The sequence below is a fragment of the Sphingobium lactosutens genome, assembly GCF_013393185.1.
Lineage (GTDB): Bacteria > Pseudomonadota > Alphaproteobacteria > Sphingomonadales > Sphingomonadaceae > Sphingobium > Sphingobium lactosutens_A.
Genome location: NZ_QJQX01000057.1, coordinates 101,135 through 124,286, shown reverse-complemented (window position 1 = coordinate 124,286; position 23,152 = coordinate 101,135). Strand labels below are relative to the sequence as shown.

Sequence of the window (23,152 nt, the reverse complement as noted above, 5' to 3'; positions counted from 1 at the left end):
CTGCCCGCGCCGCCTAGCTCCCGGCAGCAGCCACCACCGCATGGCCTTCCGGTTCACCCTTCATGCTCGCTGCAACCTTTTCCGCCGTTGCCATGACGCGCAGGACATTCTCGCCCGCCAGCTTGGCGATGTTGGCGTCGCTCCAGCCGCGGCGCATCAGTTCGGCGAGCAGGGCGGGATAGGTTTCGACCCCGCTCAGACCCTGGGGCAGGGCGCCCACGCCGTCGAAGTCGCTGCCGATGCCCACATGGTCGATGCCGGCGACCTTGACGATATGCTCTACATGGTCGGCGACCTGGCCGATTGTCGTGACCGGTTCGGGATTCGTCTTTTCCCAGTCGGCCAGCGCCTTGGCCGCGCCGGCCGGATCGCCGATATGCAGGCCGCCGAAGGGCGGAGCGTTGTTGCGGGTGATTTCGGCGCTGCGGTCCGATCCCCAGACGCGGCGCGCCTCGGACACATATTGGGCGGCGAAATTGACCATCACCACGCCGCCATTGGCCGCAACCTGCTTGAGCACCGCATCAGACACGTTGCGCGACGTGTTGCAGAGCGCGCGGGCGTTGGAGTGGGAGAAGATGACCGGCGCCTTGGTCACGCGCAGCGCGTCGAGCATCGTCGCCTCGCTCACATGGCTGAGGTCGACCAACATGCCGATCCGGTTGAGTTCATGCACCACGGCTTCGCCAAAGGGAGTGAGGCCGTCATGCTGCGGATTGTCGGTCGCGCTGTCGGCCCATGCGATCGTGCGGCTGTGGGTCAGCGTCAGATAGGAAGCGCCCAATTCCCGATAGGCGCGCAGCACGGCCATGCTGCCGTCGATCTGGCCACCGCCCTCGACGCCGATCAGCGACCCGATCCGGCCGGCCTTGTGCGCGGCGCGCATGTCGGCGGCGGTGCGGGCGAGCTGGAAATGCTGCGGATAGCGCGCGGCGAGGCTGTGGACCATGCCGATCTGGTCGAGCGTGTCCTTGACCTGCTGCACCTGCGGGAGGTCCGCCGACACCCAGACCGACCAGAATTGCCCACCCACGCCGCCAGCCTGGAGGCGGGTGATGTCGGTATGATATTGCTTGGGATCAAGATGGGTCAGGTCCATCGTCCAGCGGGCGTCCTTCGCCTTTTCCGCCAGCGCTTCGGGCCAGTCATTATGGCCGTCGATCAGTGGCGTCGCTTTCAATATCTTCGCGATCCGGCCGGCATAGGGACCAGTGGCGGGGGCGTCGGCGGCATAGGCGGACGGGGCGGCGAAAAGAAGCGGCAGCAGCGCCAAGCATATGTTTTTCATGGGCGATGAAGCTAAAGCGATTTCAAGTCAGATGGAACATCTGACGGCTCGGAAATCGCGGTAAACAAAAACAAATGCGTAACGATCCATGTCAATCTTCCTTGGACGGTGGAAGCACATAGGCGCCATGGCCGTCGGGCGGGATCAGGTCGGCATCGCGGACGGTGAGCTGCAGCGTCTTAAAGCCCGGTTCGGGGACATCCTTCGTCTTTTCGGCGGTGAGCAGGACGATGCCGTCCTTCTCGCTCCAGCGCCCCTCGGCGAACAGGTCGAGCGCGCCGTAGGAGAGATACCATTGGAAGCGGCCATCGCGGCGGAGCAGCAGTTCCGATCCCGTCTCCATCACGCCTTGCAGATAATAATGGCCGCTATGGTCGGTCCGCGCATTGGACAAGGCAAGGGCAGGGACGGCGACCCCGGCGGCAATCAGGGCAAGAAGCAGATAACGCATAGGGACTATCCTAATGACCGCAGATCTGTCGTCAAAAGCGATTGCGGGGGCTGGCCCTTCTGTATGGGTCTGCTAATCCTGATGGTGCATGATGATCGACCCGCTGATCCTGTTGCAGGCTTATTCCATTGGCGTCTTCCCCATGTCCGACGATCGCGACGCGCGCGAAGTCTATTGGGTCGAACCCAAATATCGCGCCGTCCTGCCGCTGGACGGCTTTCACCTGTCCCATTCGCTGGCCAAGCTGATCCGGCGCGAGCGCTTCCGTGTCACCGCCAATCGCGCCTTCGCGCAGATATTGGCGCTCTGCGCGGAATCGGCGCCCGATCGCCCCTCGACCTGGATCAATCATGAGATTGAGCGCGCCTATCGCGACCTGCATGCGCGGGGCTTCGCCCATTCGGTCGAAGTGTGGGAGGGGGATGAACTGGTCGGCGGCCTCTATGGCGTGGCGCTCGGCAAGGCGTTTTTCGGCGAGTCGATGGTGTCGCGCCGCACCGATGCTTCAAAGGTGGCGCTGGCCTGGCTGGTCGCACGGATGCGCTTCGGCGGCTTCACCCTGCTCGATTGCCAGTTCATGACCGATCATCTGCGCAGCATGGGCGCGATCGAGATCAGCCAGCGCGACTATCTTCAGTTGTTGGGGGCAGCGGTCGGCGACGTGGCGCTGGGCGCGGGAGCCTCACCACTGTCGGCCGGCTCGGGCGTCGCCGCCGAACTGGCGTTCGCGCCGCTCGCGGGCGACGCGCCGGACACCGGCTCGCCCTTGCTGCTCAGCTTCACCGTATCGGGACCGGTTTCAGGCCATTCCATCGCGCAGCTTCTGACCCAGACGTCATAGACCGGGTGTTGCACGACATTGCGGTCGGGCCGTTCGCGAAACAGCCAGCCGGAAAAGGCGCGGCGCCACTTATTGTCTGCGGTGGACCGAACGTCGAGTTGCACGAACGCGCCGGTTTCCTGGACATTTTCCCAGGGTGCGCTGGTTTCGCAGGCCTGGAGGCGGACGATCGCATCGCCGACGCGCAACGCTTCGCCCGGCTTTATGGTCAGATCGCGGGTCAGGCCGTTGCGCTTGTTGAGCAGGCCGATGACGGCGGTGCGCTCGGCCATCGGCGTGCCCTGAATGGCGCCGTTGGCAGCCGCCCGGATCGGGCTGCCCTCGACCTTGACCGGGCCGGACTGGTTCGCGGCCGGCAGGTCATTCTTGCCGCATGCCGCCAGCGCCAGCGCGCAGGACAGGACGGGAAGCACATGCAGGATCGGCGGGAAATCCCCCGCCGGACGCCGGGTCATGCCGCGTCGGGGCTCCATGCCTCATAGTCGCCGGTCGCCTTCTGGCGCTGGCCGCCCTTTTCGAGCGCGCCCGACGGACGATAGGCACTGGCGGTGCCGGTGGCGTTGGGGGTGAATTCCTTTTCCCAGATGCGCGGCGGCGGCAGGAAGCTTTCGGGCGCGCCCTCGATCGAGTGATGCAGCCAGCCATGCCATTCGGCCGGCACGCGGCTCGCGTCATTGGCGCCGTTGTAGATCACCCAGCGGCGCGTCAGGCCATTGGGGTCGGTGCCGCCTTCATAATAGACATTGCCCTGATGGTCTTCACCCACCTTGGTGCCCTTGCGGGTCGTGAAGAGCCAGGTGCCGAAGGTGGCGCCATTCCACCAGGTGAAGATGTTAGCCAGGATTCCCATGGGGCAAGCGCTTAGCCGCTGCGGCGGGCGTGGGCAAGGAGGATATGGCGTCAGTTGGCGGGGGACGGGCAGAAATTCAGGTCGGTCGCGATCTTTTCCCTGGGGACGGCGCAGCCGCCCCAGGCCAGCCGGTCGCCTTCCGCGATTCCCAGTTCCGCTGCCCGCCCGCCGCGCAGTTCCAGCACGGCGGCGACTGGTACGCCCGCTGACACCGGGACGCGGGAATAGGGCTGCGCATTCTCCTTGATGAAGGCGATGGACCCGTCGGTATGGACGAACAGCATGTCGAGCGGAATCAGGGTGTCCTTCATCCAGAAACTCGCCGTGCGCGGCGGGTCCATCGGGAAAAGCATCCCGCCATCCGCCGCCAGTTCCTTGCGGAACATCAGCCCCTTTTCCTGCTCCTGCGGCGTGCGGGCTACCTCCACGTCGAAGCGGTGCACGGCGTTGGCGGTGCGGATGACGACCGGGAGCGGGGCCGTGGTCTGCGCCTGCGCATCATTGCCGGTGGCGGCCTGCTGGCTGGAACAGGCGGAAAGAAGGCCGAGGGCGAGGAGGGGAGCGATGCGGATCATGACGCCTGCCTAATGCGATTCGCGTCATATGGGGAGAGGGACTGGCTCTGTCGCCAAAGGAGAAGCGCCGAACCCTAAGGAAAAAAGGTCACGCCTTGCAGAACGCGGCCCTGCCGCGCCACGGTCGGCACCGTCGGCGGTGGCGTGCCATGTCGATGCCTGAACAGGCTGTTCCTCGCTTTACAGTGTCGCAGGAAGCGCATCTCCGCGCACGTCCTCCCTTTCGTTTCCCTGCCCTTGCGCTACTCTGCGGCGCTTCAGCCATGGGTAGAGGAGCGTGCCGATGACCAGCGACGGAAGCGATGATGAGCGCCCTGCGTCCGGGCGATTTCCCGAGGATCGCAACTGGATCGGCAGCACCGGGCTTCAGCGCCGCCATGTGCTGACCGGCGGCGCCTTTGCCGCCGGGTTCGCGGCGGCCTGTCGTCCGGTCGCCAGCAGCGCGGTGCAGACATCGGGGGAGGGGCTGACGGAGGAGAGCGTCTCTATCCCCACGAGCGACGGTTTCGCCATGCCCGCCTTCGTTGCCCGACCGGCAGGCAGGAAGAGCGCGCCGGTCATCGTTGTCGTGCACGAGATTTTCGGCGTGCATGAATGGATCCGCGACATCTGCCGCCGTTTCGCCAGGGCGGGCTATTATGCGATCGCGCCCGACCTGTTCGCGCGTCATGGTGACGCGACCAAGGTCGCCGACTTCAAGCAACTGGTGGGCACGATCGTGTCGAAGGCGCCCGATGCCCAGGTTCTGGCGGACATCGACACGACCTATGGCTGGGCGGGGAGCCATGGCGGGGACGCGAAGCGGCGCGGCATCACCGGCTTCTGCTGGGGCGGGCGGATCGTCTGGCTCTATGCCGCGCATAGCGGCGATCTGGATGCGGGCGTGGCCTATTATGGCCGGCTGGTGACGGACAAGACCGCGCTGCAAACGCTGAGCGCGATCGAGGAAGTGGCCAAGCTGAAAGCGCCGGTGCTCGGCCAATATGGCGAGCTGGACAAGGGCATCCCCCAGACCGACGTGGAGGCGATGCACGCCGCGCTCGCCAGGGCGGGCAAGTCGCCGCCCGACGCCATCACCGTGCACAAGGGGGCGGACCACGGCTTCATGGCCGATTACCGCCCCAGCTATAATGAGGCGGCGGCCAAGGCGGCTTGGGACGCGACGCTCGGCTGGTTCGGCAAATATGTAAAGGGGTAAGGTTTCGGCCCCGTTCGCTTCGGGCGAACAGCCCGAAGCGAACGGCGGTCAGTGATTACTTCCCCTTCATCGCCTCGACGGCGGCCAGCGTGCTCTTCACATGGCCGGCATAGCTCATCTCGCTGTGGACGAAGGCGATGCGGCCCGACGGCGCGATGACATAGGAGGTGCGGTCGGTCATCCCCGGCCGCATCTTGAGCGCCACGTCATAGCCCGACACGATACCCGGTCCGGCTGAGGCGACGGCGAACTTGCCCGCGCATTCCTTGGTCGAGAAGGCGACCAGATCGTCCACCGGATCGGCCGACATGCCGATGACGGTCGCGCCCGCCGCCTTGAACTTGTCGATATTCTCCGCGAACTCGCGCGCTTCGGCCGAGCAGCCCGGCGTGAAGGCCTTGGGGAAGAAATACAGCACCACCGGCCCGCGCTTCAGCTGGTGCGAGAGGGTCAGGGTGAAGGTCTTGCCCGCCTGCGCGCCGCGCGTGGTGAAGTCGGGCGCCTTGGCGCCGACCGCGAGCGCGGCCATGGCGGCGGCCGGCATCAGCGTGGCGGCAGCGACGGCTAGGAAGAGGGGGAAGCGCTTCATCAGGATGCTCCAATATTCAGGCGGCCAAAAGTCAGGAAGGCGTGGGCTGTTCCCACAATTCGATCGCATTGCCCTCCGGATCGTGAATGCGGGCAAAACGGCCGACTTGCGGATCGTCCCATTCGGGCTTGGTGATGATCTCAACGTCCGCCGCGCGCAAGTCCGCCAGCAGCGCGTCGAGGTCCGATACACGAAAATTGATCATATATTGCTTGTCGGCGGCAAAATAGTCGCTGTCTGCCTTGAACGGGGCGAAGACCATCGGGCCGCCCAGCGTCTGCCACACCCATTCATTCGCCTCCGCCTTCGGATCGGCGATGCAGCCGCCGCCGACATTCAGATGCTTGCGATACCAGGCGGCCAGCGCCTCGGGGTCGCGCGAACGGAAGAACAGGCCACCCACTCCCAGCACCGGCATGGCATCGACTCTCCTTGGTTATTTGGCCCGGATATCGTCGCACTGCCTAACATGGCGGCGGGTCCGAGTCATGCGGTGGGAACCGGGGAGTGGGCCGGATTGTTTTCGCCCGATGCGAAAGATCGTTCCGCTCCTGCCGCTGCTGTTGATCACTGCCTGCAACCAGAAGGATGGGCAGCAGGAGCAGCCGGGCGTCGTCTCCAATATCGTCGACCAGACGATACCCGAGGTGCGCGACGGGCCGACGCCGGCCAACATGATCACGCCGATCGAGCCGCCCCCGTCGATCGATACGCCGCCGCCTCCGGCTGCGCCCGACGGGCTGATCCCGGTTGGGCTGCAAGGGCGGTGGACCGGAATGGACGAACGTTGCGGCGATCGCGCCGCCGATCTGGAACTTTCCATCGCGCCGGACCAACTGGTCTTCCATGAAAGCGTCGGCACGGTGAAGGCGGTGCGGACGCGCGACGACGGCCTGATCATCGTCAACGCGGCCTTTACCGGCGAGGGGCAAAGCTGGACCCGGACGCTCCAGATACGGCCTTCGGCGGACGGCAGGACGATGACCATCAGCAATGACGGGACGGCGGTGGTCCGCAAACGCTGCTGATCGGCCAAGGGAACGCTTCCCCCCGCGCCCAGTCCCCGCTAAAGCCGCGCGATGATCGGCCGCCTGACCCTGAGCGATTTCCGCAATCATGCGGATGCGCTGATCCTGCCCGATCACGCCTTCATTCTGCTGACCGGCGACAATGGCGCGGGCAAGACCAACATATTGGAAGCCGTGTCGATGCTGGCGCCGGGGCGCGGCCTGCGCGGCGTGCCACTGAGCGCCATGGCGCGGCAGGATGGGGCGGGCGGCTTCGGCATTGCGGGGGAAGTGGACGGGGTGGTGCTGGGCACCGGTGTCGCGCCCGCCAGCCCGGACCGTCGGCAGGTGCGGATCGGCGGCGTCGCCTCGTCGGCGAACGCGCTGGCCGACCATCTCTCGATCGTCTGGCTGACCCCGGCGATGGACCGGCTGTTCCTCGACAGTCCGGGCGGGCGGCGGCGCTTCCTTGATCGGCTGACGCTGGCGCTGCATCCGGGCCATGCCGCGCACAGTGCGCGCTATGATGCGGCGATGAGGGCGCGTAATCGGCTGCTGGCCGACCTGCGCCGCGCTGATCCGGTTTGGCTGACCGCGCTTGAGGCGCAGATGGACGAGCATGGCGCGGCGCTGGCCGGTGCGCGGGCCGATCTGGTGGCGCGGCTCAACCATGTGCTGGCCGACCAGCCCGACGAACCCTTCGCCCGGCCGCTAATTGCGATCGAGAGTGAGGAGGGGAGCGAGGAACCTCTCGCCCCTCGACTGGCGCGCGAGCGGCGGCGCGATGCGGCAGCTGGCCGCACTCTGTCGGGTCCGCATCGCCACGACCTGGCTGTCACCCATGTCGCCAAGGGACAGGCGGCGGCTTTCTGTTCGACCGGGGAGCAGAAGGCGCTGCTGCTGTCGATCCTGCTCGCTCATGCCGCGCTGGTCGCCGCCGACCGGGGACAGCCGCCCGTCCTGCTGCTCGACGAAGTGGCGGCGCATCTCGACCCGTCGCGACGAGCCGCGTTGTTCGAACGTTTGGCCGCAACCGGCGGGCAGGTGTGGATGACGGGGACTGAATCGAGCCTTTTCAGCGACTTGTCGTCAGCTACTCGGCTGACGGTAACGGCCGGTCACGTCTTTCGTTCCGCAGCATAACGCATCGATAAAACGATTCGTCGCCCGACGCTTGTCCGTTCGTCCGCGCTCTGCCCTAAGAGCCTCAACGGGGTTAAGTTCTTAAAAAGTCGGGGTCGCAATCGGATGTTCGTCAAGTTTCGCGCGGTTTTCGCGGCATCTGTTCTTGCGCTCTCGACCCTGATCGCCCTTCCCGCCACGGCCGGCGTGTTGCAGTGCGCACCCTTCGCCCGTCAGGTTTCGGGTATCGACATCCACGGCAATGCGAACACCTGGTGGGGTCAGGCCGAAGGCCGTTATGACCGTGGTCATGAACCGCGCGTCGGCGCCGTCCTGTCCTTCTCGTCCAGCCGTTCCATGCCCGTCGGCCACGTCGCCATGGTGAGCAAGGTCGTCAGCGGTCGCGAAGTGCTGCTGACCCATGCCAACTGGTCCTATCGCGGCGGCGTCGAGCGCGACGTGCGCGCCGTCGATGTGTCGCCCAACAATGACTGGACCGACGTGCGCGTCTGGTACGGTCCGATCAGTGGCCTGGGCCTGCGCTCCAATCCGGCTAACGGCTTCATCTACGCCGATGCGCCGAAGATTTCGGACCAGCCGGTTCGTGTCGCCTCGGCCGACAATGCCGGTGGCGCTGGCCTCCGCGCTGCTTTCTGAGCCTTTAACCTTTTCCCAATCAACCCGGCTCTAGGATCGTCCCCGGTGGGGCGATTCTTGACGTTTCGGGATCGCAAATGATTCGAAAGACGAGCTGGGCGGCGGCATTGCTGCTGTCCGGGCTGATGGCTGTGCCCGCCTTTGGCGCGGCCGTGCTGCAATGCGTACCCTATGCCCGCACCGTGTCGGGCGTGGAGATACGCGGTGATGCGCTGACCTGGTGGGACCAGGCCGAGGGGCAGTATAAGCGCGGGCACCGGCCGAAGAAGGGCGCGGTGCTGGCGTTCCGTCCCAATGGCCCGATGACGCTGGGCCATGTCGCGGTGGTCAGCCGGATAGTGGACGACCGGCGCGTGCTGATCCGGCATGCCAACTGGTCGGCGCCCGGCGCGATCGAGGAAGATGTGCTGGCGATCGACGTGTCTGACGCGGGCGACTGGAGCCAGGTGCGTGTCTGGCACAGCCCGACCGGCCAGATGGGCGCGCGGATCAACCCGACCTATGGCTTTATCTATCCGGCCAAGGCCAAGCTGCATGACTTTAACCCCGACCCCTCGCTGGGCGCGAGCGTGCGCTTTGCCAAGGTGGCTACGGATGGTTGGGACGAGCAACCGGCAGTCCGGCGCGCAGCACTCTACATGCGCGAGCCGGCAGCGGAGCGCGCGCTGCTTGTGAAGGTCGCGCGCAAGGCGGTGCCGCGGCTGGAAACCGACATGGACGTGATCGAATTTGCTGACAATGCGCCCGCAGACCGGACGCTGAGCGCGATCATCGCCGACGTGAAGCGCGACACGATGCTGAACTGAGCATGTTCGACGCCGCTCGGCGGCTGGCCTGGAAAACTCGCAATAAAAAAGGGCGCCCGGATCGGCGCCCTTTTTTGTGTCGCTTATTCGGCGTCGGCGGCCTTTTCGCCTTCGCCCTCAGCCGGGTTTTCGAACCAGGCTTCGACTTCGCCGTTCAGCTTGATCGTCAGCGGATTGCCGTTGCGGTCGCGGGTCTTGCCGGCGGCGACGCGGATCCAGCCTTCGGAAATATTATATTCCTCGACGTCCTTGCGCTCGCGCCCCTTGAAACGGATGCCAATGCCGCGCTGAAGTGCCTCCATGTCGAAATGGGGGCTTTTCGGGTTGGTGGACAGATGGTCGGGAGGCGTGTCACTCATGGTCAAATTCCTTGGAAAGTTGGGCTGCGCCTAGCGCCTCGGCCCATATTTCGTCAACTGCCGCGCCGTTCGTCGACGTCGCAGAAGATGCGGCGGATGACGCCTTGGTCGAGCCAGGCGGCGAAGCGGCCTTCCACATCGGCAAGACTGACGAAGGGATAGGCGACCGGCCGCTCATCCACGGCACGGCTGGCGACGGTCAGGCGGGTAACGGCGTCGGGCGCGGTGGTGAGGATGCGGCCGCGCCGATCGGTCGAGGCGCTGTTGACGCCGACGACATGGCCGTCCTCGGCAAAGACCGGGCCGCCGCTGATGCCCGAAAGGGTGCCGTCGCCTTCGGGGATGCGTGCTCTTTCCGCCCATGCCAGCACCGGCTGGGCGAGGTCGCTGTCGCCGCGCCGCGCACTGGCGGAGCCAATCAGTTCGGATACCACCAGGGTCGGCTGGCCGGCGGGGAAGCCCATATGATAGCCGGGCGTGCCCGGTTGTGGCACTCGGTTGGAGAGGGGCAGGGCGTCGGGGCTGAGCAGTCCGTCGCGAACCAGCGCCGCATCCGCCTCCCGGCTTTCGACTATGCGCGAGACGGGTCGGGCGAAGCGGCCGTCCTCAAGGCCCACGCGGGTGCAGCCATGGGTGACATGTTCGGCGGTCAGCCAGGCGCCGTCGCGGTCGACGGCGAAGGCGGTGCCCATGGAATCGGCTGGCCCGCCGGGCCGGTCTTCGATCACGAAATGCTCGTCACCCCATTGGGGCAGGGGACGGCGCGGCGAGCGCGGGTCATATTGTTCGACCTTCAGTGGCGGCGCGATATCCTGTCCCAGCCAGGCGATCAGCAGGAGGCCGGCCAGCGCAAAGGGCAGGCAGCCGCATCCTCTCCTGCGCGCTCCGATTTGTACCATTGCTCAGCCCGCCACCGCGGCGGCGGTAAGGCAGGCGATTGCGGCCTTCATCATGGCGAGGAAGATGGCCGCCGACCGTTCATTGGCCTCGATCCGGGCGGACAATCCGCCCAGCAGGAAGTCGACCACACGGAAAGCGATGAGTTGCAGGACCAAAGTGACGCTGCCCCAGATGACAACGTCCCAGACATTGACCGACCCGGCGAGGCAGAAGCCCAGCGGCACGGCAAGGCCGATTGCCGCACCGCCCAACGAAATGGCTGCGGCCTCATTGCCCGCGCGGATCAGCGCAAATTCGTCATGCGGAGTTATCCACAGATAGATGGCGAGCGCCGCCAGCCAGACCAGAGTGGCGCTGCCAAGGTGCAGCAGCAGGATGGGGAGGCCGGACAAGAGGCTCTGGATCACGGGCATGGGATCGGTCATGCCGGGAAAATGCCGGAAGCGGCCTAAGGGTTCAATCGGTCATGTCGAGCGAAGTCGAGACATGCCATGAGCCGGCTGCTCGACTCCGCTCGATATGCGACGCGCCATGCGCGTCAGCGGCAGATGCGAACCCGCACGCGGCGATCGCGATAATGGTCGTAGCGCCATTCGTTCCAGCAACGCTGGCGATAAGCGTAGCGGCGATCGTAACCGCGATGGCCGCGCCAGTCGCGACGGTCGCCGCGCCAGTGACGCCGGTCGTCCCAGCGGCGACGATCATCCCAGCGTCGGTCGCCTCGGCCATCCCACCGACCGTCCCGGTCGCCGCGCCAGCCATAGCGATCGTCATGAGCCTGTGCGGGAGCCGTCGCCGCGCCGAGTCCGGCCACGGCCAGCGTCAGTGCCGCCACGCCTTTCCAGAAAAATTTCATGTCGCTTTCTCCTCCTAAGACCCCGTCGGGGGTATGAGGAGGAGAATGCGCGCGGCTGACTGAACCGGTCGGGAACGTGGCTGTCAGCGACGGTTAATGCGATTTCAACGCCCCCGCAGCGCGGCTTCCGCTTCCTGCATATAGTCGCGGGTAATGGGCAGGGAGCGGCGGTCGCGGACATATTGGACCTGATAATTCACCATGCCGCCATGTTCGAACACGGTCGCCGCACCGGCGAGATAGAAGGTCCAGAGGCGGAAGAAACGCTCGTCATACAAAGCGACGATGTCCGCCTTGTGCGCCATGGTCCGCTTGTACCATTCGCGGATGGTGAGGCCGTAATGGATGCGCAGCACCTCCACGTCCGTCACCATCAGGCGGGTGCCTTCGCTGCCCTGGATCATCTCCGACAAGGCGGGGATATAGCCGCCGGGGAAGATATATTTCTGGGTGAAGGCGTCGGTGATGCCGGGGCCATCGACGCGGCCGATCGTATGGATCAGCATCACGCCGTCGGGAGACAGCAGGTCGCGGCACTTGTTGTAGAAGGTGCGGAAATGGGCGGTGCCGACATGTTCGAACATGCCGACCGACACGATCCGGTCGAACGGTCCCTGCATGTCGCGATAGTCGATCAGCTCGAACCGGACATGGTCGGCGACGCCCGCTTCCTCGGCGCGCTGGCGTGCGACCTTGAGCTGCTCTTCCGACAAGGTGATGCCGGTCACGTCGACGCCGCAGGTGCGATGCAGATAGAGCGCCATGCCGCCCCAGCCGCAGCCGATGTCCAGCACCTTCATGCCGGGCTTCAGATGCAGCTTGGCGGCGATATGCGCCTTCTTGTCCTCCTGCGACTGTTCCAGGCTGATGCCGGTCTCATTGTCCGCATCGGGGAAATAGGCGCAGCTATATTGGCGGTCGCGGTCGAGGAAGAGGGCGTAGAGCGCCCCCGACAGGTCGTAATGATGAGCGACGTTCGCCTTGGACCGGCTCTTGTGATTGAGGCGCCAGAATTTCTGGCGGGCGGACTTGAAGCTGCGGCTGACGAAGGATTTGGCGTCGATGGAGCGGCCCTGCTCCCACGGATTGTTGGCGCGGATCATGGATACGAATTCCATGATGCCGCCGCCTTCGATGCCGACGCGGCCGTCGATCCAGGCTTCTGCCATGCCAAGGCGCGGATCCTTGATGATGTCGAGCGGAACGCGCCCGTCCTTGAAGCGGAGCGCCAGGTTGGGGAAGGCCGGATCGGGCTGTCCGACGGTGAAGCTGCCTCCGTTATGATAATGGACGGTGAGCTGGCCACGCGTGACCAACCGCTTGAGAACACGTTCAAACAGTTTCATGCAGCCACCTTGTCATGTCGTTTCGCAGGCGTCAAATGCCCGCATACCAGTCGTAGCCGGCATGGTCTTCCCAATATCCGCCCTTGCCTCTGCCGACGCTGGAAAGACTTTCCACCGCCTCGATCCGCATCAGATATTTGGCCTGTTTATAGCCCAGTTGCCGTTCGACCCGCAGCCGCAGCGGGGCGCCATTGGCGACGGAAAGGGGGCGGTCGTTGAGCGCGAAGGCGAGGATGGTCTGGGGGTGGAAGGCGTCGGTGAGATCGATACTCTCATAATAGGGCTGGCCGCTCCCCATCATGTCGGCGCAGTGAAAGACGAGATGGCGCGCCCGGTCGCGCAGGCCCGCGCCGTCGAGGATGGTCTTCAGGGGCACGCCGCGCCATTTGCCGATCGCGCTCCAGCCTTCGACGCAGTCATGGCGGGTGATCTGCTCGCGATGGGGCAGGCTGCGTAACTGCGGCAGCGAAATAGACAATCTCCGCGCGACGAGTCCGTCGACACGAAGCCGCCAGTCGGCGAAGCCGCTGCGCCAGATCATCTTATAATCGGGCGTATTGGGATTGGCGGTGCCGTTGGCGCGGAAGAAGGGAGAAATCTGGTCCGGCCGAAATTCATGCGCGAGCGCGTCGCGCGCCATCAGGCTGCGCTGCGCCCATTTGTGGAAATTCTCGGCGGAGAAGAGCGCCTCGCGAAAGGATTCATTGCGGGCAAGCCGGTCACATCCCGCAAGCGAGGCGGTCGCGCCGAGGAGGAGCGTGCGGCGGGTGAGGATCATGGGACCGCTCGCGACCGGGGCTTGGGCAGGCGATAGCGGCCGGTAATCATCGACCGCAATTCGTTCACCGGCCCGGCGAGCAGCACCATGAGGATATGGACGAGGAAGAAGGCGACCAGCGCGAAGGCGGTGAGGAAGTGAATCGACCGCGCCGACTGCCGTCCGCCGAACAGATCGACCAGCCAGGGCGAGGCCGCGTTCATGCCCGGTGACATGGTGAGGCCGGTCAGGATGATGAGCGGCAGCGCCACGAAGATCACGCCGATATAGCTGGCCTTCTGGAGCACATTATAATGCAGCGCGGCCTCGCCCGTCGGGAAACGGAGCCGGGCATGGTTCCGGATATCCTGCCAGACATGGCGGGGCGCCAGTTCATCGCGACGGAAGGCGAGGTCGCGGGCGATGTGCCGGTTGGTAAGGCTCCAGAGCATGTAGAAGAGCAAGGCGAAGGCGAAGACGGGCGCGGCGGCCAGATGCCAGTGGCGTGACAGCGCCAGGCTGTAATGGCCGGGCAGGGTGAGCCAGCCGGGAAAGCGGTCCAGTTCCAGCCAGGCATGGTCGAAATTGGCGCCATATTGCCCCCAGTAAAGGCGGGGATGGGCGTTGAAGATGCCGAGACCGCTGGTGAACAAGGTGTAGAGCAGCAGCGCGTTCAGCCAGTGCCATAGCCGGGTGGACAGGCGGTGCCGCCTGACGATCGCATTGGCGTTGTCGACCGGGCTGTCCATGACGCGATCCTATCGGATTTTCGGTCCCCGTCCAGAGTCGCCTTTTGTCAAGGGCATGCAGGGCGGGCTGTAACCGTTTTGCAACACAAGGGGCGAAATTGATTGAAATAAAGGCTGAACCCCTTTGCAACTCAATCTGGCGATCCTAGATGGCCCCTGCACGATCAAGATGCAGATCGCGCTCTTCTCTCTCTGATAATGGAGAGAAAAGAAGCAGGAGGAATCGTGAGAATAAGTTCATGATTGCTTGGCATCGAACCTGAACGCCGGATGAATACCTAAGTCACGGCGACAAGAATAATATCGAGGACTTTATGAAGACTGTGATTTTCGCAGCTATTGCTGCTGCCGCTGCTTTCTCCGCTCCTGCTTTCGCTCAGGACGCTGCGCCCTTCACCGGGCCGCGCGCGGGCGTGACGGCGGGCTACGACAAGTTCGACGGCCGTGACGGCTTCACCTATGGCGTGACCGCCGGCTACGACCTCGCCGTCACCCCCGGAGTGACCTTCGGTCCGGAAGTGTCGTTCAGCGACAGCACCACCAGCGCTGGCGCCGGTGCGGAAGTCAGCCGTGACCTGGCCGCTTCGGTCCGCCTCGGCTACACCCTGACGCCGCAGATCCTGGCGTTCGGCAAGGTCGGCTATGCCAACACCCGCATCGACGTCAGCGGCGCCGGCGCGTCGTTCGAAGGCGTGCGCTACGGCGGCGGTCTGGAATATGCCGTGACCCCGAACACCTACATCTCGGCTGAATATCAGCGCAGCGAATATGAAGCCAACATCGGCGGCCGTGACGCCGGCCTGGTTGGCGTCGGCTTCCGCTTCTGATCCCTCTCAGAAGATCAAAGCAGGAGAAGGGCGGTCCTTACGGGCCGCCCTTTTTTTTATTCGGGCAATGGCATGAGGTCGGGCGCCACCCAGTCGCGCCGCGCCTCCACCGACATCAGCCGCTCGCGCGACCAATAGGTGAAGGGCCAGTCCTTATCGCCCAGCGGCGAGGCCATCAGCGCGGCGAGGGCGGCTGCGGGTCTCACGCCATCGGGCAGCCCGGCAATCAGGCGGCGCGCCATGTGCAGCGATGCCTGGGTGATCGTTTCATGATAGCCGCTCGTGTCGCTGTTCATGCCGCCGACGCTTTCATTGTAGCGGCGGATCATGTTCGGCATGTCGCGTTCGGGCCGGATGTCGGGGCGTTTCAGCATCAGCCAGAGCGCGGTCGCGAAATGCGCCTCATGCGTCCAGCGTTCCTTGGGCAGGGCGCAGGCCAGAAAGCCCGTGGCCAGCCTGTCGATATCGTCGTCGGTCATCATCTCTTCCCCCATATCTGCCCCCAAAAAGAAAACCCCGCCGTTTCGGGCGGGGTTTCGTGTCGCACCCATGGGCGCAGCCTGTCAGCCCCGGATCATCCGAGCGCGGCTTGCTTTTCTTCGGCCAGGCGCTTGAGTTCGGCCTTGCTCTTCTTCTCGCTGGCGGACTTGAGCTGGCCGCACGCCGCCATGATGTCGCGGCCGCGCGGGGTGCGCACGGGCGCGCTGATGCCGCCTTCGAACACGATGTCGGAAAAGCGCCTGATCCGCTCCGGCGTCGAACATTCATAGTCGGTGCCCGGCCAGGGGTTGAACGGGATCAGATTGACCTTGGCCGGCAGCTTGTAATGGCGCAGCAGGCGGACCAGTTCGCGCGCATCCTCGTCGCTGTCATTCTTGTCCTTGATCATCACATATTCGAATGTGATGCGGCGGGCATTGTTGGCGCTCGGATAGTCGGCACAGGCCTGAAGCAGTTCCTCGATGCCGAACTTCTTGTTGATCGGCACCAGTTCGTCACGCACTTCCTTGGTCACGGCATGGAGCGAGACGGCGAGATTGACGCCGATTTCCTCGCCCGCGCGCGCCATCATCGGGATGACGCCGCTGGTCGACAATGTGATGCGGCGCTTGGACAGGGCCAGGCCGTCGCCGTCCATCACCACTTTCAGCGCGTCGCGCACGTGGTCGAAATTATAGAGCGGCTCGCCCATGCCCATCATCACGATGTTGGTCAGCATCCGGCCGTCCGGCGTATATTGCGACGCCTCGTCCGACTCGTCGTCATTGGCCGACGCCATGCTGCCCTTAGGCCATTCGCCCAGCGCGTCGCGCGCCAGCATGACCTGGCCGACGATCTCGCCCGGCGTCAGGTTGCGCACCAGCCGCATCGTGCCGGTATGGCAGAAGCTGCAATTGAGCGTGCAGCCGACCTGGCTGGACACGCAGAGCGTGCCGCGGTCCGCATCGGGGATGAAGACCATTTCATAATCCTGCCCGTCGTCGGAGCGGAGCAGCCATTTGCGGGTGCCGTCGGACGACACCTGCGCCTCCACCACCTGCGGGCGGCCGACGACGAAGCGTTCGGCCATCCAGCCGCGCATCGGCTTGGCGAGATCGGTCATCGCCTCGAAGTCGGTGACGCCGCGATGATAGAGCCAGTGGAACAGCTGCTTGGAGCGCAGCTTGGCGGCCTTCACGTCCAGCCCCGCTTCCTCCAGCGCGCCCTTGATCTGCGGGCGCGACAGGCCCATCAGGTCGACGCGCCCATCCTCGCGGGGCGTCACCGCGCGGGGCACGGGCACAGGATCGATAGCGCCGGGAATCGGCATGAGCGGGCTGGCGGCTGTCTGCATGGCCGCGCACATAGTCGATTTCGCCGGAATTTTAAAGACGCGTTGATTCTTGAAAGAACGGCGCCAGTCCGCATCCCCACCCGACCTCCCAATCACGATACACTGTGGGTGGTCGGGTGGAGGTGCGGGCTGGTGCGGCAAAATGCGCTTCTCCGCGCATTTTCATATCAGCGCAGTTTCGCGCACCCCAGCGCCGCTGCATCGATCGCTGTCGCGGCCCCGCGAAGCGCGTAACTGTCGGCAAAGGCGCGTCCGTCCGCGCCGACCGTCTGCACGCTCATGCTGCTGGCGGATCGCATCGCGGCGATGATCTGTGCATCGTTGCGGGCGTCGGGCGCCCAGGCGTCGACTTGCCCCGCGACCAGGGTGAAGCGCCGTTCGCCGACGCTCAATGTCACCGGCGCCTGCGCGGAGCGGGCGCGACTGAGGCGGACATGCAATTGCCCGCGCACGCGCTGGCGCGGCCAGTTGCCGACCGAGGCGAAGCCCTTGCGAGCCTGTCCGCGCCGCACCACCGGCTCAGCGATCGCATAGCAGCGCGGCCCGTTCTGACTGCCGCCAGGGTCACGAAAGGCGCCCCAATTCTCGAAAATGCCCAAGGAATCGCGCGCCAGGGCAGGCATCGACGCCAGCAGGATCAAGGTCGGAAGAAGGAGGGCGCGGCGCATTTCCCCGGCAAAGCCCAAGCCATTCGCTTTTGCAAGCGCGCTGATGCGAAAGCGTGAAGGCGACCCTTGCAGGGACCGCAACAGCGGTTATGAAGAAGCATCCATCATTGTCGCCGGGATTCGACCGAATCCTTGGCTAACGGCTTAAAAGAACGGACAGAACAGGGACATGAAGGCCACCATCGAACGCGCAACGCTCCTGAAGAGCCTGAGCCACGTCCAGTCGGTGGTCGAGCGGCGCAATACGATTCCGATCCTGTCCAACGTGCTGATCGAAGCGTCGGCCGATGGCGCGATCAAGCTGATGGCGACCGACCTCGACCTGCAAGTGGTGGAAAGCGTGTCGGCTCAGGTGGAGCAGGCGGGATCGACCACCATTTCCGCGCACACCCTGTTCGACATCGCCCGCAAGCTGCCCGAAGGCAGCCAGGTGTCGCTGCATGCGGCCGAGGGCAAGATGCTGATCCAGGCCGGCCGCGCCCGCTTCAACCTGTCGACCCTGCCGCGTGACGATTTCCCGGTGATCGCGGAGGGCGACCTGCCGACCGTGTTCGAACTGCCGGCCGAAACGCTCAAGCAGATCATCGACAAGACCCGTTTCGCCATCTCGACCGAAGAGACGCGCTATTATCTGAACGGCATCTATTTCCACGTCTCGGAAGATGCCAGTTCCGGGGGCCAGCCGGTCCTCAAGGCCGCCGCGACCGACGGCCACCGCCTTGCCCGCGTCACCGTGCCGCGTCCCGACGGCGCCGACGGCATGCCGGGCATCATCATACCCCGCAAGTGCATCGGCGAACTGCGCAAGCTGCTCGACGAGGTCGAGGGTTCGGTGCAGATCAGCCTGTCGGCGAGCAAGATCCGTTTCGGCCTCGGCAGTGCTATCCTGACCAGCAAGCTGATCGACGGCACCTTCCCCGATTACAGCCGGGTCATCCCGACCGCGAATGACAAGCTGCTGAAGATCGATCCGCGCAGCTTCGAGGAAGGTGTGGACCGCGTCGCGACCATCGCCACCGAAAAGACCCGCGCGGTCAAGATGAGCCTGGACAAGGACCGCATCACCCTGTCCGTGACCAGCCCGGAAAATGGCACGGCGGCCGAGGAGGTGCCCGGCGCGTTCCAGGGCGAGGGCTTCGATATCGGCTTCAACGCCCGCTATCTGCTCGACATTCTTGGCCAGATCAACACCGACCTGGTCGAGCTGCATCTGGCCGATGCCGCCGCGCCGACGCTGATTCGCGAAAGCGATTCCAGCCCAGCACTGTACGTGCTGATGCCGATGCGCGTCTGAATCGATTATTTGGCCGATATAAAGTCCACCGCCGCCCAATATTGGCGGCGGTGAAGTAATTCTCTGTCAATGACTGGTCGCCTATGAAGGATGCATGTCCTTCGTACGTGCTTCCCGTTCTGACAGCCCGGCCAGCCCCATCACCCTGATGATGGCGCTGGGACTGGCGCGGAGCGGCACGGAAGTCGCAGCGTCCTGGATTTCCGGGGCTTTCATCTCCATCGCCCGCTTGTGGCCGCTGATCCTGCTCGCCAAGATCTGCGTGCTCGCCTTGCTGAGACTGCCTTTCTACCGGTCTGGCGATGTCCAGCAGGCGGCCGTGCTGGCGATTATGCTGCTGGTCGATGGCACATTGATGATCCTGCCGCGTCAGAAGCCGTTCCAGCAGTTGATGCCGCATGTCCAGAACTGGCTGATGCTGCCGATGGTGTTCCTGTCGGGCCTGACCTACAGCCTGTGGCTGAACAGCGAGCCGAACGCCGCCTCGGACGCCATTTTCCTGGCGGCGGTGCCCGAACTGGCGGTGGCGTTGCTGGCCGTGTGCGTGTTCGGCGACCGGCGCTTGCTGGGGATCGTCTATTTCCTGGGCGCGCTGCTGGTGTCGGTGGTGGACAGGGCGGGGATGACGCAGGTCGGGCTGATGGCGAGCTGCGTCTTCGTGATGGCGATCGCTGCGGTGCGACAGGCGACGGCGGATCGCGAACGCGCGATCGAACGGCATCGCCAGGATCTTCGCGCGCAGCGGTCCGACCGGCTGTTGCAGGAACATGAGCGGACCGGGCGCGGCTGGTTCTGGGAAACCGATCGCCAAGGTTGCCTCACCTATATTTCGAATGCACTGGTGCAGACGCTGGATGTGTCGATGGGCGGTCTGATCGGTCGCCCGATCACCGAGATCATCCGCCATGGCGACAAGCGGCAGGGCGATGGCGAGCGGACGCTGGGCTTCCACCTGTCCGCCCGCACCGGCTTTTCCGACATTGCGGTGTGCGCCGCCCAGTCGAAGGAAGAGCGCTGGTGGTCCATTTCCGGCCAGCCGGTATTCAACGAATATGACCAGTTTCACGGTTTCCGGGGATCGGGCACCGACCTCACGGAAATGCGCCGCAGTCAGGCGGAAGTGACGCGGCTGGCCCAGTTCGATTCGCTCACGGGCCTTGCCAACCGTATCCAGATGCTGCGTTCGCTGGAACAGGCCGTGGCCGAGCGCCAGGGGCGGCCGGGCGATTGCACGCTGATGATGCTGGACCTCGACCGGTTCAAGAGCGTCAACGATACATTGGGCCATCCGGCGGGTGATGCGCTGCTGCGGCAGGTCAGCCAGCGGCTGCAACGGGTGATGGGCGACAAGGGGCTGGTCGGGCGCCAGGGCGGCGACGAGTTCAAGATCCTGCTGCCCGGCCGTCAGGACCCGGCGGCGCTCGCCCATCTGGCGCAGATGATCATCACCAGCATCTCGCAACCCTATTCGATCGAAGGCACGGCGGTGGTGATCGGGGTGTCGATCGGCATTTCCTCCTGCCCGCAGGATGGCATCACCGCCGATGCGCTGATCCGCAACGCGGACCTCGCCCTTTATGCGGCCAAGGGCAATGGCCGTGGCGTGCATCGCTTCTATTCGTCGGACATGCATGCCGATGCGGAGGATCGGCGCAGGCTGGAGGAGGATCTGCGTCACGCGCTGGCCGCCGACGGGCTGCATCTCGTCTATCAGCCGGTAGTGTCGTCCAGGACCGAGCAGATTACCGGATACGAGGCGCTGCTGCGCTGGAACCATCCGACCCGGGGCGCCATCTCGCCGGCGCTGTTCGTGCCGATCGCAGAGGATAGCGGCTTGATCGGACCGATCGGCGAATGGGTGCTGCGGACTGCTTGCCGCGACGCGGCGCAATGGCCGGGCGGCATCCGCGTCGCGGTCAACGTCTCTCCGACCCAATTCGCCAATCCGGGCTTTCCCTCCACGGTGATGAATGCGCTGGCCGCGGCGCAACTTGCTTCCGAGCGGCTGGAACTGGAGATCACCGAAAGCGTGTTCCTGAACGACGATGCCGGCACCGACGCCATGTTCGCGCGGCTGAAGGCGCTGGGCGTGCGGCTGGCGCTCGACGATTTCGGCACCGGCTACAGCTCGCTCGGCTATCTGAAGAAAGCGCCGTTCGACAAGATCAAGATCGACCAGAGCTTCGTGCGCGGGGCCGCGATCAGGGGCAATCGCAACAGCGCGATCATCAAGGCGATCGTCAGCCTGGCCGAGGCGCTGGGCATGGACACCACGGCGGAAGGGGCGGAGACGCAGGATGAGCTGGACCTGATCCGCCAACTGGGATGCAGCCATGTCCAGGGCTATATCTACGGCAAGCCGATGCCCGCCGACTCGGTGCTCATCACCCATCGCGGCGGAAGCACTGCAGCGGCACCCAACGGCTTTCAATCGAGCCGGCCGGAGCGCAAGACGATGCTGCGCACGGTGGCGATCCATCATGACGGTCATGTCTATACCGGGCGCGTGCGCAATATTTCCGCCACCGGCGCCCTGGTCGAGGGATTGTGGAACGTGCCGGCGGGCACCGTCTTCGCGATCGAGCTGAACGAGCAGATCAGGGTGAAGGCCACGGCGCGCTGGTCCAAGGACGACCGGATGGGCGTCGAGTTCGCCGGGGTGATCGACGTAGCCGACCTGCGCCAGCCCCAGCCCCGGTCGATGGCGTCCTGACGCGACGGACCGCTGCGGTTGCCGCTGGCGGTCGGCCTGCCATCATTATATATGACCCGGATCATGTCAGGGGCTTTCAAGGAGAGCGCCCATGCCTGTTTCGCGGCTGCCGCAACTGGATCGCCCCTTCCTGACCGATGCCGGGCTTGAGACCGACATGCTCTTCAACCGGGGGCTGGACCTGCCCTGTTTCGCGTCCATCACCCTGCTCCAGAGCGAGGAGGGGCGGCAGGCGCTGGACGAATATTTTCGCGGATTCCTCGATCTCGCCCGGCGGATGGAGACGGGAATCATCCTTGAAAGCGCGACCTGGCGCGCCAGCCCGGACTGGGCCGAGCCGCTGGAGATGGACGACGCGGAACTGGCGCGGCTGAACGATCATGCCGTGTCGATGCTGGTGCGATTGCGGGAGGATTATCGCGCGCACATCGCCGACATCATCGTCAGCGGCTGCATCGGGCCAAGGGGCGACGGCTATCAGCCGGGGCGGATCATGTCGGCGGAGGCAGCCTGCGCCTATCATCTGCAACAGGCGCGGCAATTGCATGAGGCCGGGGCCGACATGCTGAGCGCCATCACCATGACCAATATTCCCGAAGCTGTCGGGCTGGCGCAGGCGGCGCAGCAACTGGGCGCCGATATCGCCGTCAGCTTCACTGTGGAAACGGACGGGCGGCTGCCCACCGGGGACAGGCTGTCAGCGGCGATCGACGCGGTCGATGCCGCGACCTATGCCTATCCAGCCTATTATATGGTGAATTGCGCCCATCCGACCCATTTTGCGCCGGTGCTGGAGGCGAAGGCCGAATGGACCGAGCGCATCCGCGGCGTGCGCGCCAATGCGTCGCGGTGCAGCCATGCCGAACTGGATGCCATGACGCAGCTGGACAAGGGCGACGTCGCCGAATTCGCGGCCCTGCACCGTGAGCTGCGCGCCCGTTTCCCGCATTTGACCATCTGGGGCGGCTGTTGCGGCACCGACATCAGCCATGTCACCGCCCTTGCCGAGGCCTGCCTATCGGAGAGTTAGGCCGCGATCGCCACTGGCTCCTCGACCATGGTCAAGCCGCGCCCGACGGTGCGGATCAGGGTCATGAAGCGCTTCGCCTCCCGCACGATCATCGCCTTGTTGAAACAGGCGGCCGCGCCCCGATCCATCGCTTCGGCGACGATCGGCGCGCCCTCGCGCATCAGGCTGGACAGCATGATGACGGGGCAGGGGTCCATGTCCATGATCTCGTCCAGCACCGCCATGCCATCGCGGCCCGGCATGGCGATGTCGAGCGTCACGACATCGGGCTTTTCCAGCCGGATCATCTCGATCGCCTCTTCGCCATTGCGGGCGATGCCGACCACCTCGACGCGGCGGTCCTTCTCCAGCAGCGTCTCGATCATCGCGCGGATGGTCAGCGAATCATCGACGACCACAAGCCTCACGGGTTTCATGCCCAGTCTCCCCAACTCG

The 23,152-nt window shown here is 65.0% G+C and carries 27 protein-coding genes and 1 pseudogene; 10 read left to right on the top strand and 18 right to left on the bottom strand.

Annotated features, from left to right (window positions below; translation table 11 throughout):
- Positions 1-13: 13 nt before the first annotated feature.
- Together DM806_RS16830 and DM806_RS16825 are read right to left on the bottom strand one after the other, a co-directional pair.
- Positions 14-1,288 (bottom strand): dipeptidase, encoded by a 1,275-nt coding sequence (locus DM806_RS16830; RefSeq protein WP_179044337.1) that lies wholly within the window; start codon positions 1,286-1,288, stop codon positions 14-16.
- A 91-nt stretch (positions 1,289-1,379) separates the two neighbouring features.
- Positions 1,380-1,739 (bottom strand): hypothetical protein, encoded by a 360-nt coding sequence (locus tag DM806_RS16825; protein WP_179044336.1) that lies wholly within the window; start codon positions 1,737-1,739, stop codon positions 1,380-1,382.
- An 88-nt stretch (positions 1,740-1,827) separates the two neighbouring features.
- On the opposite strand from DM806_RS16825, the gene aat reads away from it, so the two are divergent.
- Positions 1,828-2,580, top strand: coding sequence for a leucyl/phenylalanyl-tRNA--protein transferase (gene aat, locus DM806_RS16820; RefSeq protein ID WP_179044335.1), 753 nt, complete (start codon positions 1,828-1,830; stop codon positions 2,578-2,580).
- 35 nt (positions 2,581-2,615) lie between these two features.
- On the opposite strand, the pseudogene DM806_RS27325 reads toward aat, so the two are convergent.
- The 3 genes and pseudogenes from DM806_RS27325 to DM806_RS16805 all read right to left on the bottom strand — a co-directional run.
- Positions 2,616-2,852: pseudogene (locus DM806_RS27325) on the bottom strand (DUF2155 domain-containing protein); the annotation flags it as partial.
- A gap of 179 nt (positions 2,853-3,031) precedes the next feature.
- Positions 3,032-3,430: an NADH:ubiquinone oxidoreductase subunit NDUFA12 gene (locus DM806_RS16810; RefSeq protein ID WP_179044334.1), complete on the bottom strand. Its 399-nt coding sequence runs from the start codon at positions 3,428-3,430 to the stop codon at positions 3,032-3,034.
- Positions 3,431-3,480: 50 nt separating this feature from the next.
- A complete protein-coding gene (locus tag DM806_RS16805; protein ID WP_179044333.1) occupies positions 3,481-4,005 on the bottom strand; it encodes a DUF192 domain-containing protein in 525 nt (174 codons plus the stop codon).
- A gap of 283 nt (positions 4,006-4,288) precedes the next feature.
- Here DM806_RS16805 and DM806_RS16800 point away from each other — a divergent pair, with 283 nt between their 5' ends.
- Positions 4,289-5,203, top strand: a complete 915-nt coding sequence (locus DM806_RS16800; protein ID WP_179044332.1) for a dienelactone hydrolase family protein — start codon at positions 4,289-4,291, stop codon at positions 5,201-5,203.
- A 55-nt stretch (positions 5,204-5,258) separates the two neighbouring features.
- Here the strand turns inward: DM806_RS16800 and DM806_RS16795 are convergent, their stop codons facing one another.
- On the bottom strand, positions 5,259-5,792 hold the full coding sequence (locus tag DM806_RS16795; RefSeq protein WP_179044331.1) for a peroxiredoxin: 534 nt from the start codon (positions 5,790-5,792) through the stop codon (positions 5,259-5,261).
- 31 nt (positions 5,793-5,823) lie between these two features.
- Positions 5,824-6,210 (bottom strand): VOC family protein, encoded by a 387-nt coding sequence (locus DM806_RS16790; RefSeq protein ID WP_179044330.1) that lies wholly within the window; start codon positions 6,208-6,210, stop codon positions 5,824-5,826.
- 112 nt (positions 6,211-6,322) lie between these two features.
- On the opposite strand from DM806_RS16790, the gene DM806_RS16785 reads away from it, so the two are divergent.
- The 4 genes from DM806_RS16785 (at position 6,323) to DM806_RS16770 (ending at position 9,384) form a co-directional block, all read left to right on the top strand.
- The gene (locus DM806_RS16785; protein WP_179044329.1) at positions 6,323-6,820 is read left to right on the top strand and encodes a hypothetical protein; all 498 of its coding nucleotides are present in this window, start codon (positions 6,323-6,325) and stop codon (positions 6,818-6,820) included.
- 51 nt (positions 6,821-6,871) lie between these two features.
- Positions 6,872-7,942: a DNA replication/repair protein RecF gene (recF, locus tag DM806_RS16780; protein ID WP_179044328.1), complete on the top strand. Its 1,071-nt coding sequence runs from the start codon at positions 6,872-6,874 to the stop codon at positions 7,940-7,942.
- A 105-nt stretch (positions 7,943-8,047) separates the two neighbouring features.
- Positions 8,048-8,578: a CHAP domain-containing protein gene (locus DM806_RS16775; RefSeq protein ID WP_179044327.1), complete on the top strand. Its 531-nt coding sequence runs from the start codon at positions 8,048-8,050 to the stop codon at positions 8,576-8,578.
- 77 nt (positions 8,579-8,655) lie between these two features.
- Positions 8,656-9,384, top strand: a complete 729-nt coding sequence (locus DM806_RS16770) for a CHAP domain-containing protein (protein ID WP_179044326.1) — start codon at positions 8,656-8,658, stop codon at positions 9,382-9,384.
- 83 nt (positions 9,385-9,467) lie between these two features.
- On the opposite strand, the gene DM806_RS16765 is transcribed toward DM806_RS16770, so the two are convergent.
- From DM806_RS16765 to DM806_RS16735, 7 genes are all read right to left on the bottom strand, one after another.
- Complete coding sequence (locus tag DM806_RS16765) at positions 9,468-9,743, bottom strand: DUF3297 family protein (RefSeq protein WP_179044325.1); 276 nt, start codon at positions 9,741-9,743, stop codon at positions 9,468-9,470.
- 53 nt (positions 9,744-9,796) lie between these two features.
- Positions 9,797-10,642 (bottom strand): S1 family peptidase, encoded by an 846-nt coding sequence (locus DM806_RS16760; protein ID WP_179044324.1) that lies wholly within the window; start codon positions 10,640-10,642, stop codon positions 9,797-9,799.
- A 3-nt stretch (positions 10,643-10,645) separates the two neighbouring features.
- On the bottom strand, positions 10,646-11,068 hold the full coding sequence (locus tag DM806_RS16755; RefSeq protein ID WP_179044323.1) for a DUF350 domain-containing protein: 423 nt from the start codon (positions 11,066-11,068) through the stop codon (positions 10,646-10,648).
- A gap of 113 nt (positions 11,069-11,181) precedes the next feature.
- On the bottom strand, positions 11,182-11,499 hold the full coding sequence (locus DM806_RS16750) for a hypothetical protein (RefSeq protein WP_179044322.1): 318 nt from the start codon (positions 11,497-11,499) through the stop codon (positions 11,182-11,184).
- Between the two features lie 104 nt (positions 11,500-11,603).
- A complete protein-coding gene (locus DM806_RS16745) occupies positions 11,604-12,845 on the bottom strand; it encodes an SAM-dependent methyltransferase (protein WP_179044321.1) in 1,242 nt (413 codons plus the stop codon).
- A 31-nt stretch (positions 12,846-12,876) separates the two neighbouring features.
- A complete protein-coding gene (locus tag DM806_RS16740; RefSeq protein WP_179044320.1) occupies positions 12,877-13,623 on the bottom strand; it encodes a molybdopterin-dependent oxidoreductase in 747 nt (248 codons plus the stop codon).
- The gene (locus DM806_RS16735; protein ID WP_179044319.1) at positions 13,620-14,351 is read right to left on the bottom strand and encodes a cytochrome b/b6 domain-containing protein; all 732 of its coding nucleotides are present in this window, start codon (positions 14,349-14,351) and stop codon (positions 13,620-13,622) included. Before DM806_RS16735 ends, DM806_RS16740 begins: the two co-directional genes overlap by 4 nt.
- A 314-nt stretch (positions 14,352-14,665) precedes the next feature.
- Here DM806_RS16735 and DM806_RS16730 point away from each other — a divergent pair, with 314 nt between their 5' ends.
- The gene (locus DM806_RS16730) at positions 14,666-15,178 is read left to right on the top strand and encodes a porin family protein (protein ID WP_179044318.1); all 513 of its coding nucleotides are present in this window, start codon (positions 14,666-14,668) and stop codon (positions 15,176-15,178) included.
- Between the two features lie 56 nt (positions 15,179-15,234).
- Here DM806_RS16730 and DM806_RS16725 read toward each other — a convergent pair whose 3' ends face one another.
- The 3 genes from DM806_RS16725 to DM806_RS16715 all read right to left on the bottom strand — a co-directional run bounded on the left by DM806_RS16725 (position 15,235) and on the right by DM806_RS16715 (position 17,680).
- Positions 15,235-15,657: a hypothetical protein gene (locus tag DM806_RS16725; RefSeq protein WP_179044317.1), complete on the bottom strand. Its 423-nt coding sequence runs from the start codon at positions 15,655-15,657 to the stop codon at positions 15,235-15,237.
- 95 nt (positions 15,658-15,752) lie between these two features.
- On the bottom strand, positions 15,753-17,012 hold the full coding sequence (rlmN, locus tag DM806_RS16720; protein ID WP_179044316.1) for a 23S rRNA (adenine(2503)-C(2))-methyltransferase RlmN: 1,260 nt from the start codon (positions 17,010-17,012) through the stop codon (positions 15,753-15,755).
- A 167-nt stretch (positions 17,013-17,179) separates the two neighbouring features.
- The gene (locus DM806_RS16715) at positions 17,180-17,680 is read right to left on the bottom strand and encodes a hypothetical protein (protein ID WP_179044315.1); all 501 of its coding nucleotides are present in this window, start codon (positions 17,678-17,680) and stop codon (positions 17,180-17,182) included.
- A gap of 169 nt (positions 17,681-17,849) precedes the next feature.
- Here DM806_RS16715 and dnaN point away from each other — a divergent pair, with 169 nt between their 5' ends.
- The 3 genes from dnaN to DM806_RS16700 all read left to right on the top strand — a co-directional run bounded on the left by dnaN (position 17,850) and on the right by DM806_RS16700 (position 22,717).
- Positions 17,850-18,974 (top strand): DNA polymerase III subunit beta, encoded by a 1,125-nt coding sequence (gene dnaN / locus DM806_RS16710; RefSeq protein ID WP_179044314.1) that lies wholly within the window; start codon positions 17,850-17,852, stop codon positions 18,972-18,974.
- Positions 18,975-19,068: 94 nt separating this feature from the next.
- A complete protein-coding gene (locus tag DM806_RS16705) occupies positions 19,069-21,687 on the top strand; it encodes an EAL domain-containing protein (RefSeq protein ID WP_179044313.1) in 2,619 nt (872 codons plus the stop codon).
- Between the two features lie 91 nt (positions 21,688-21,778).
- On the top strand, positions 21,779-22,717 hold the full coding sequence (locus DM806_RS16700) for a homocysteine S-methyltransferase family protein (RefSeq protein WP_179044312.1): 939 nt from the start codon (positions 21,779-21,781) through the stop codon (positions 22,715-22,717).
- Here DM806_RS16700 and DM806_RS16695 read toward each other — a convergent pair.
- Complete coding sequence (locus DM806_RS16695; protein WP_179044311.1) at positions 22,714-23,133, bottom strand: response regulator; 420 nt, start codon at positions 23,131-23,133, stop codon at positions 22,714-22,716. The two genes, DM806_RS16700 and DM806_RS16695, sit on opposite strands and share 4 nt — an antisense overlap.
- Positions 23,134-23,152 lie beyond the last annotated feature (19 nt).

Coding starts and splice junctions, on each gene's coding strand:
- DM806_RS16705 (WP_179044313.1), top strand. CDS start 19,069: ATGTCCTTCGTACGTGCTTCCCGTTCTGACAGCCCGGCCAGCCCCATC.
- DM806_RS16715 (WP_179044315.1), bottom strand. CDS start 17,680: ATGCGCCGCGCCCTCCTTCTTCCGACCTTGATCCTGCTGGCGTCGATG.
- rlmN (WP_179044316.1), bottom strand. CDS start 17,012: ATGCAGACAGCCGCCAGCCCGCTCATGCCGATTCCCGGCGCTATCGAT.
- dnaN (WP_179044314.1), top strand. CDS start 17,850: ATGAAGGCCACCATCGAACGCGCAACGCTCCTGAAGAGCCTGAGCCAC.
- DM806_RS16825 (WP_179044336.1), bottom strand. CDS start 1,739: ATGCGTTATCTGCTTCTTGCCCTGATTGCCGCCGGGGTCGCCGTCCCT.
- DM806_RS16730 (WP_179044318.1), top strand. CDS start 14,666: ATGAAGACTGTGATTTTCGCAGCTATTGCTGCTGCCGCTGCTTTCTCC.
- DM806_RS16700 (WP_179044312.1), top strand. CDS start 21,779: ATGCCTGTTTCGCGGCTGCCGCAACTGGATCGCCCCTTCCTGACCGAT.
- DM806_RS16795 (WP_179044331.1), bottom strand. CDS start 5,792: ATGAAGCGCTTCCCCCTCTTCCTAGCCGTCGCTGCCGCCACGCTGATG.
- DM806_RS16785 (WP_179044329.1), top strand. CDS start 6,323: ATGCGAAAGATCGTTCCGCTCCTGCCGCTGCTGTTGATCACTGCCTGC.
- DM806_RS16740 (WP_179044320.1), bottom strand. CDS start 13,623: ATGATCCTCACCCGCCGCACGCTCCTCCTCGGCGCGACCGCCTCGCTT.
- DM806_RS16745 (WP_179044321.1), bottom strand. CDS start 12,845: ATGAAACTGTTTGAACGTGTTCTCAAGCGGTTGGTCACGCGTGGCCAG.
- DM806_RS16810 (WP_179044334.1), bottom strand. CDS start 3,430: ATGGGAATCCTGGCTAACATCTTCACCTGGTGGAATGGCGCCACCTTC.
- DM806_RS16735 (WP_179044319.1), bottom strand. CDS start 14,351: ATGGACAGCCCGGTCGACAACGCCAATGCGATCGTCAGGCGGCACCGC.
- DM806_RS16755 (WP_179044323.1), bottom strand. CDS start 11,068: ATGACCGATCCCATGCCCGTGATCCAGAGCCTCTTGTCCGGCCTCCCC.
- recF (WP_179044328.1), top strand. CDS start 6,872: ATGATCGGCCGCCTGACCCTGAGCGATTTCCGCAATCATGCGGATGCG.
- DM806_RS16805 (WP_179044333.1), bottom strand. CDS start 4,005: ATGATCCGCATCGCTCCCCTCCTCGCCCTCGGCCTTCTTTCCGCCTGT.
- DM806_RS16725 (WP_179044317.1), bottom strand. CDS start 15,657: ATGACCGACGACGATATCGACAGGCTGGCCACGGGCTTTCTGGCCTGC.
- DM806_RS16695 (WP_179044311.1), bottom strand. CDS start 23,133: ATGAAACCCGTGAGGCTTGTGGTCGTCGATGATTCGCTGACCATCCGC.
- DM806_RS16770 (WP_179044326.1), top strand. CDS start 8,656: ATGATTCGAAAGACGAGCTGGGCGGCGGCATTGCTGCTGTCCGGGCTG.
- DM806_RS16830 (WP_179044337.1), bottom strand. CDS start 1,288: ATGAAAAACATATGCTTGGCGCTGCTGCCGCTTCTTTTCGCCGCCCCG.
- DM806_RS16800 (WP_179044332.1), top strand. CDS start 4,289: ATGACCAGCGACGGAAGCGATGATGAGCGCCCTGCGTCCGGGCGATTT.
- DM806_RS16765 (WP_179044325.1), bottom strand. CDS start 9,743: ATGAGTGACACGCCTCCCGACCATCTGTCCACCAACCCGAAAAGCCCC.
- DM806_RS16760 (WP_179044324.1), bottom strand. CDS start 10,642: ATGGTACAAATCGGAGCGCGCAGGAGAGGATGCGGCTGCCTGCCCTTT.
- DM806_RS16775 (WP_179044327.1), top strand. CDS start 8,048: ATGTTCGTCAAGTTTCGCGCGGTTTTCGCGGCATCTGTTCTTGCGCTC.
- DM806_RS16750 (WP_179044322.1), bottom strand. CDS start 11,499: ATGAAATTTTTCTGGAAAGGCGTGGCGGCACTGACGCTGGCCGTGGCC.
- DM806_RS16790 (WP_179044330.1), bottom strand. CDS start 6,210: ATGCCGGTGCTGGGAGTGGGTGGCCTGTTCTTCCGTTCGCGCGACCCC.
- aat (WP_179044335.1), top strand. CDS start 1,828: ATGATGATCGACCCGCTGATCCTGTTGCAGGCTTATTCCATTGGCGTC.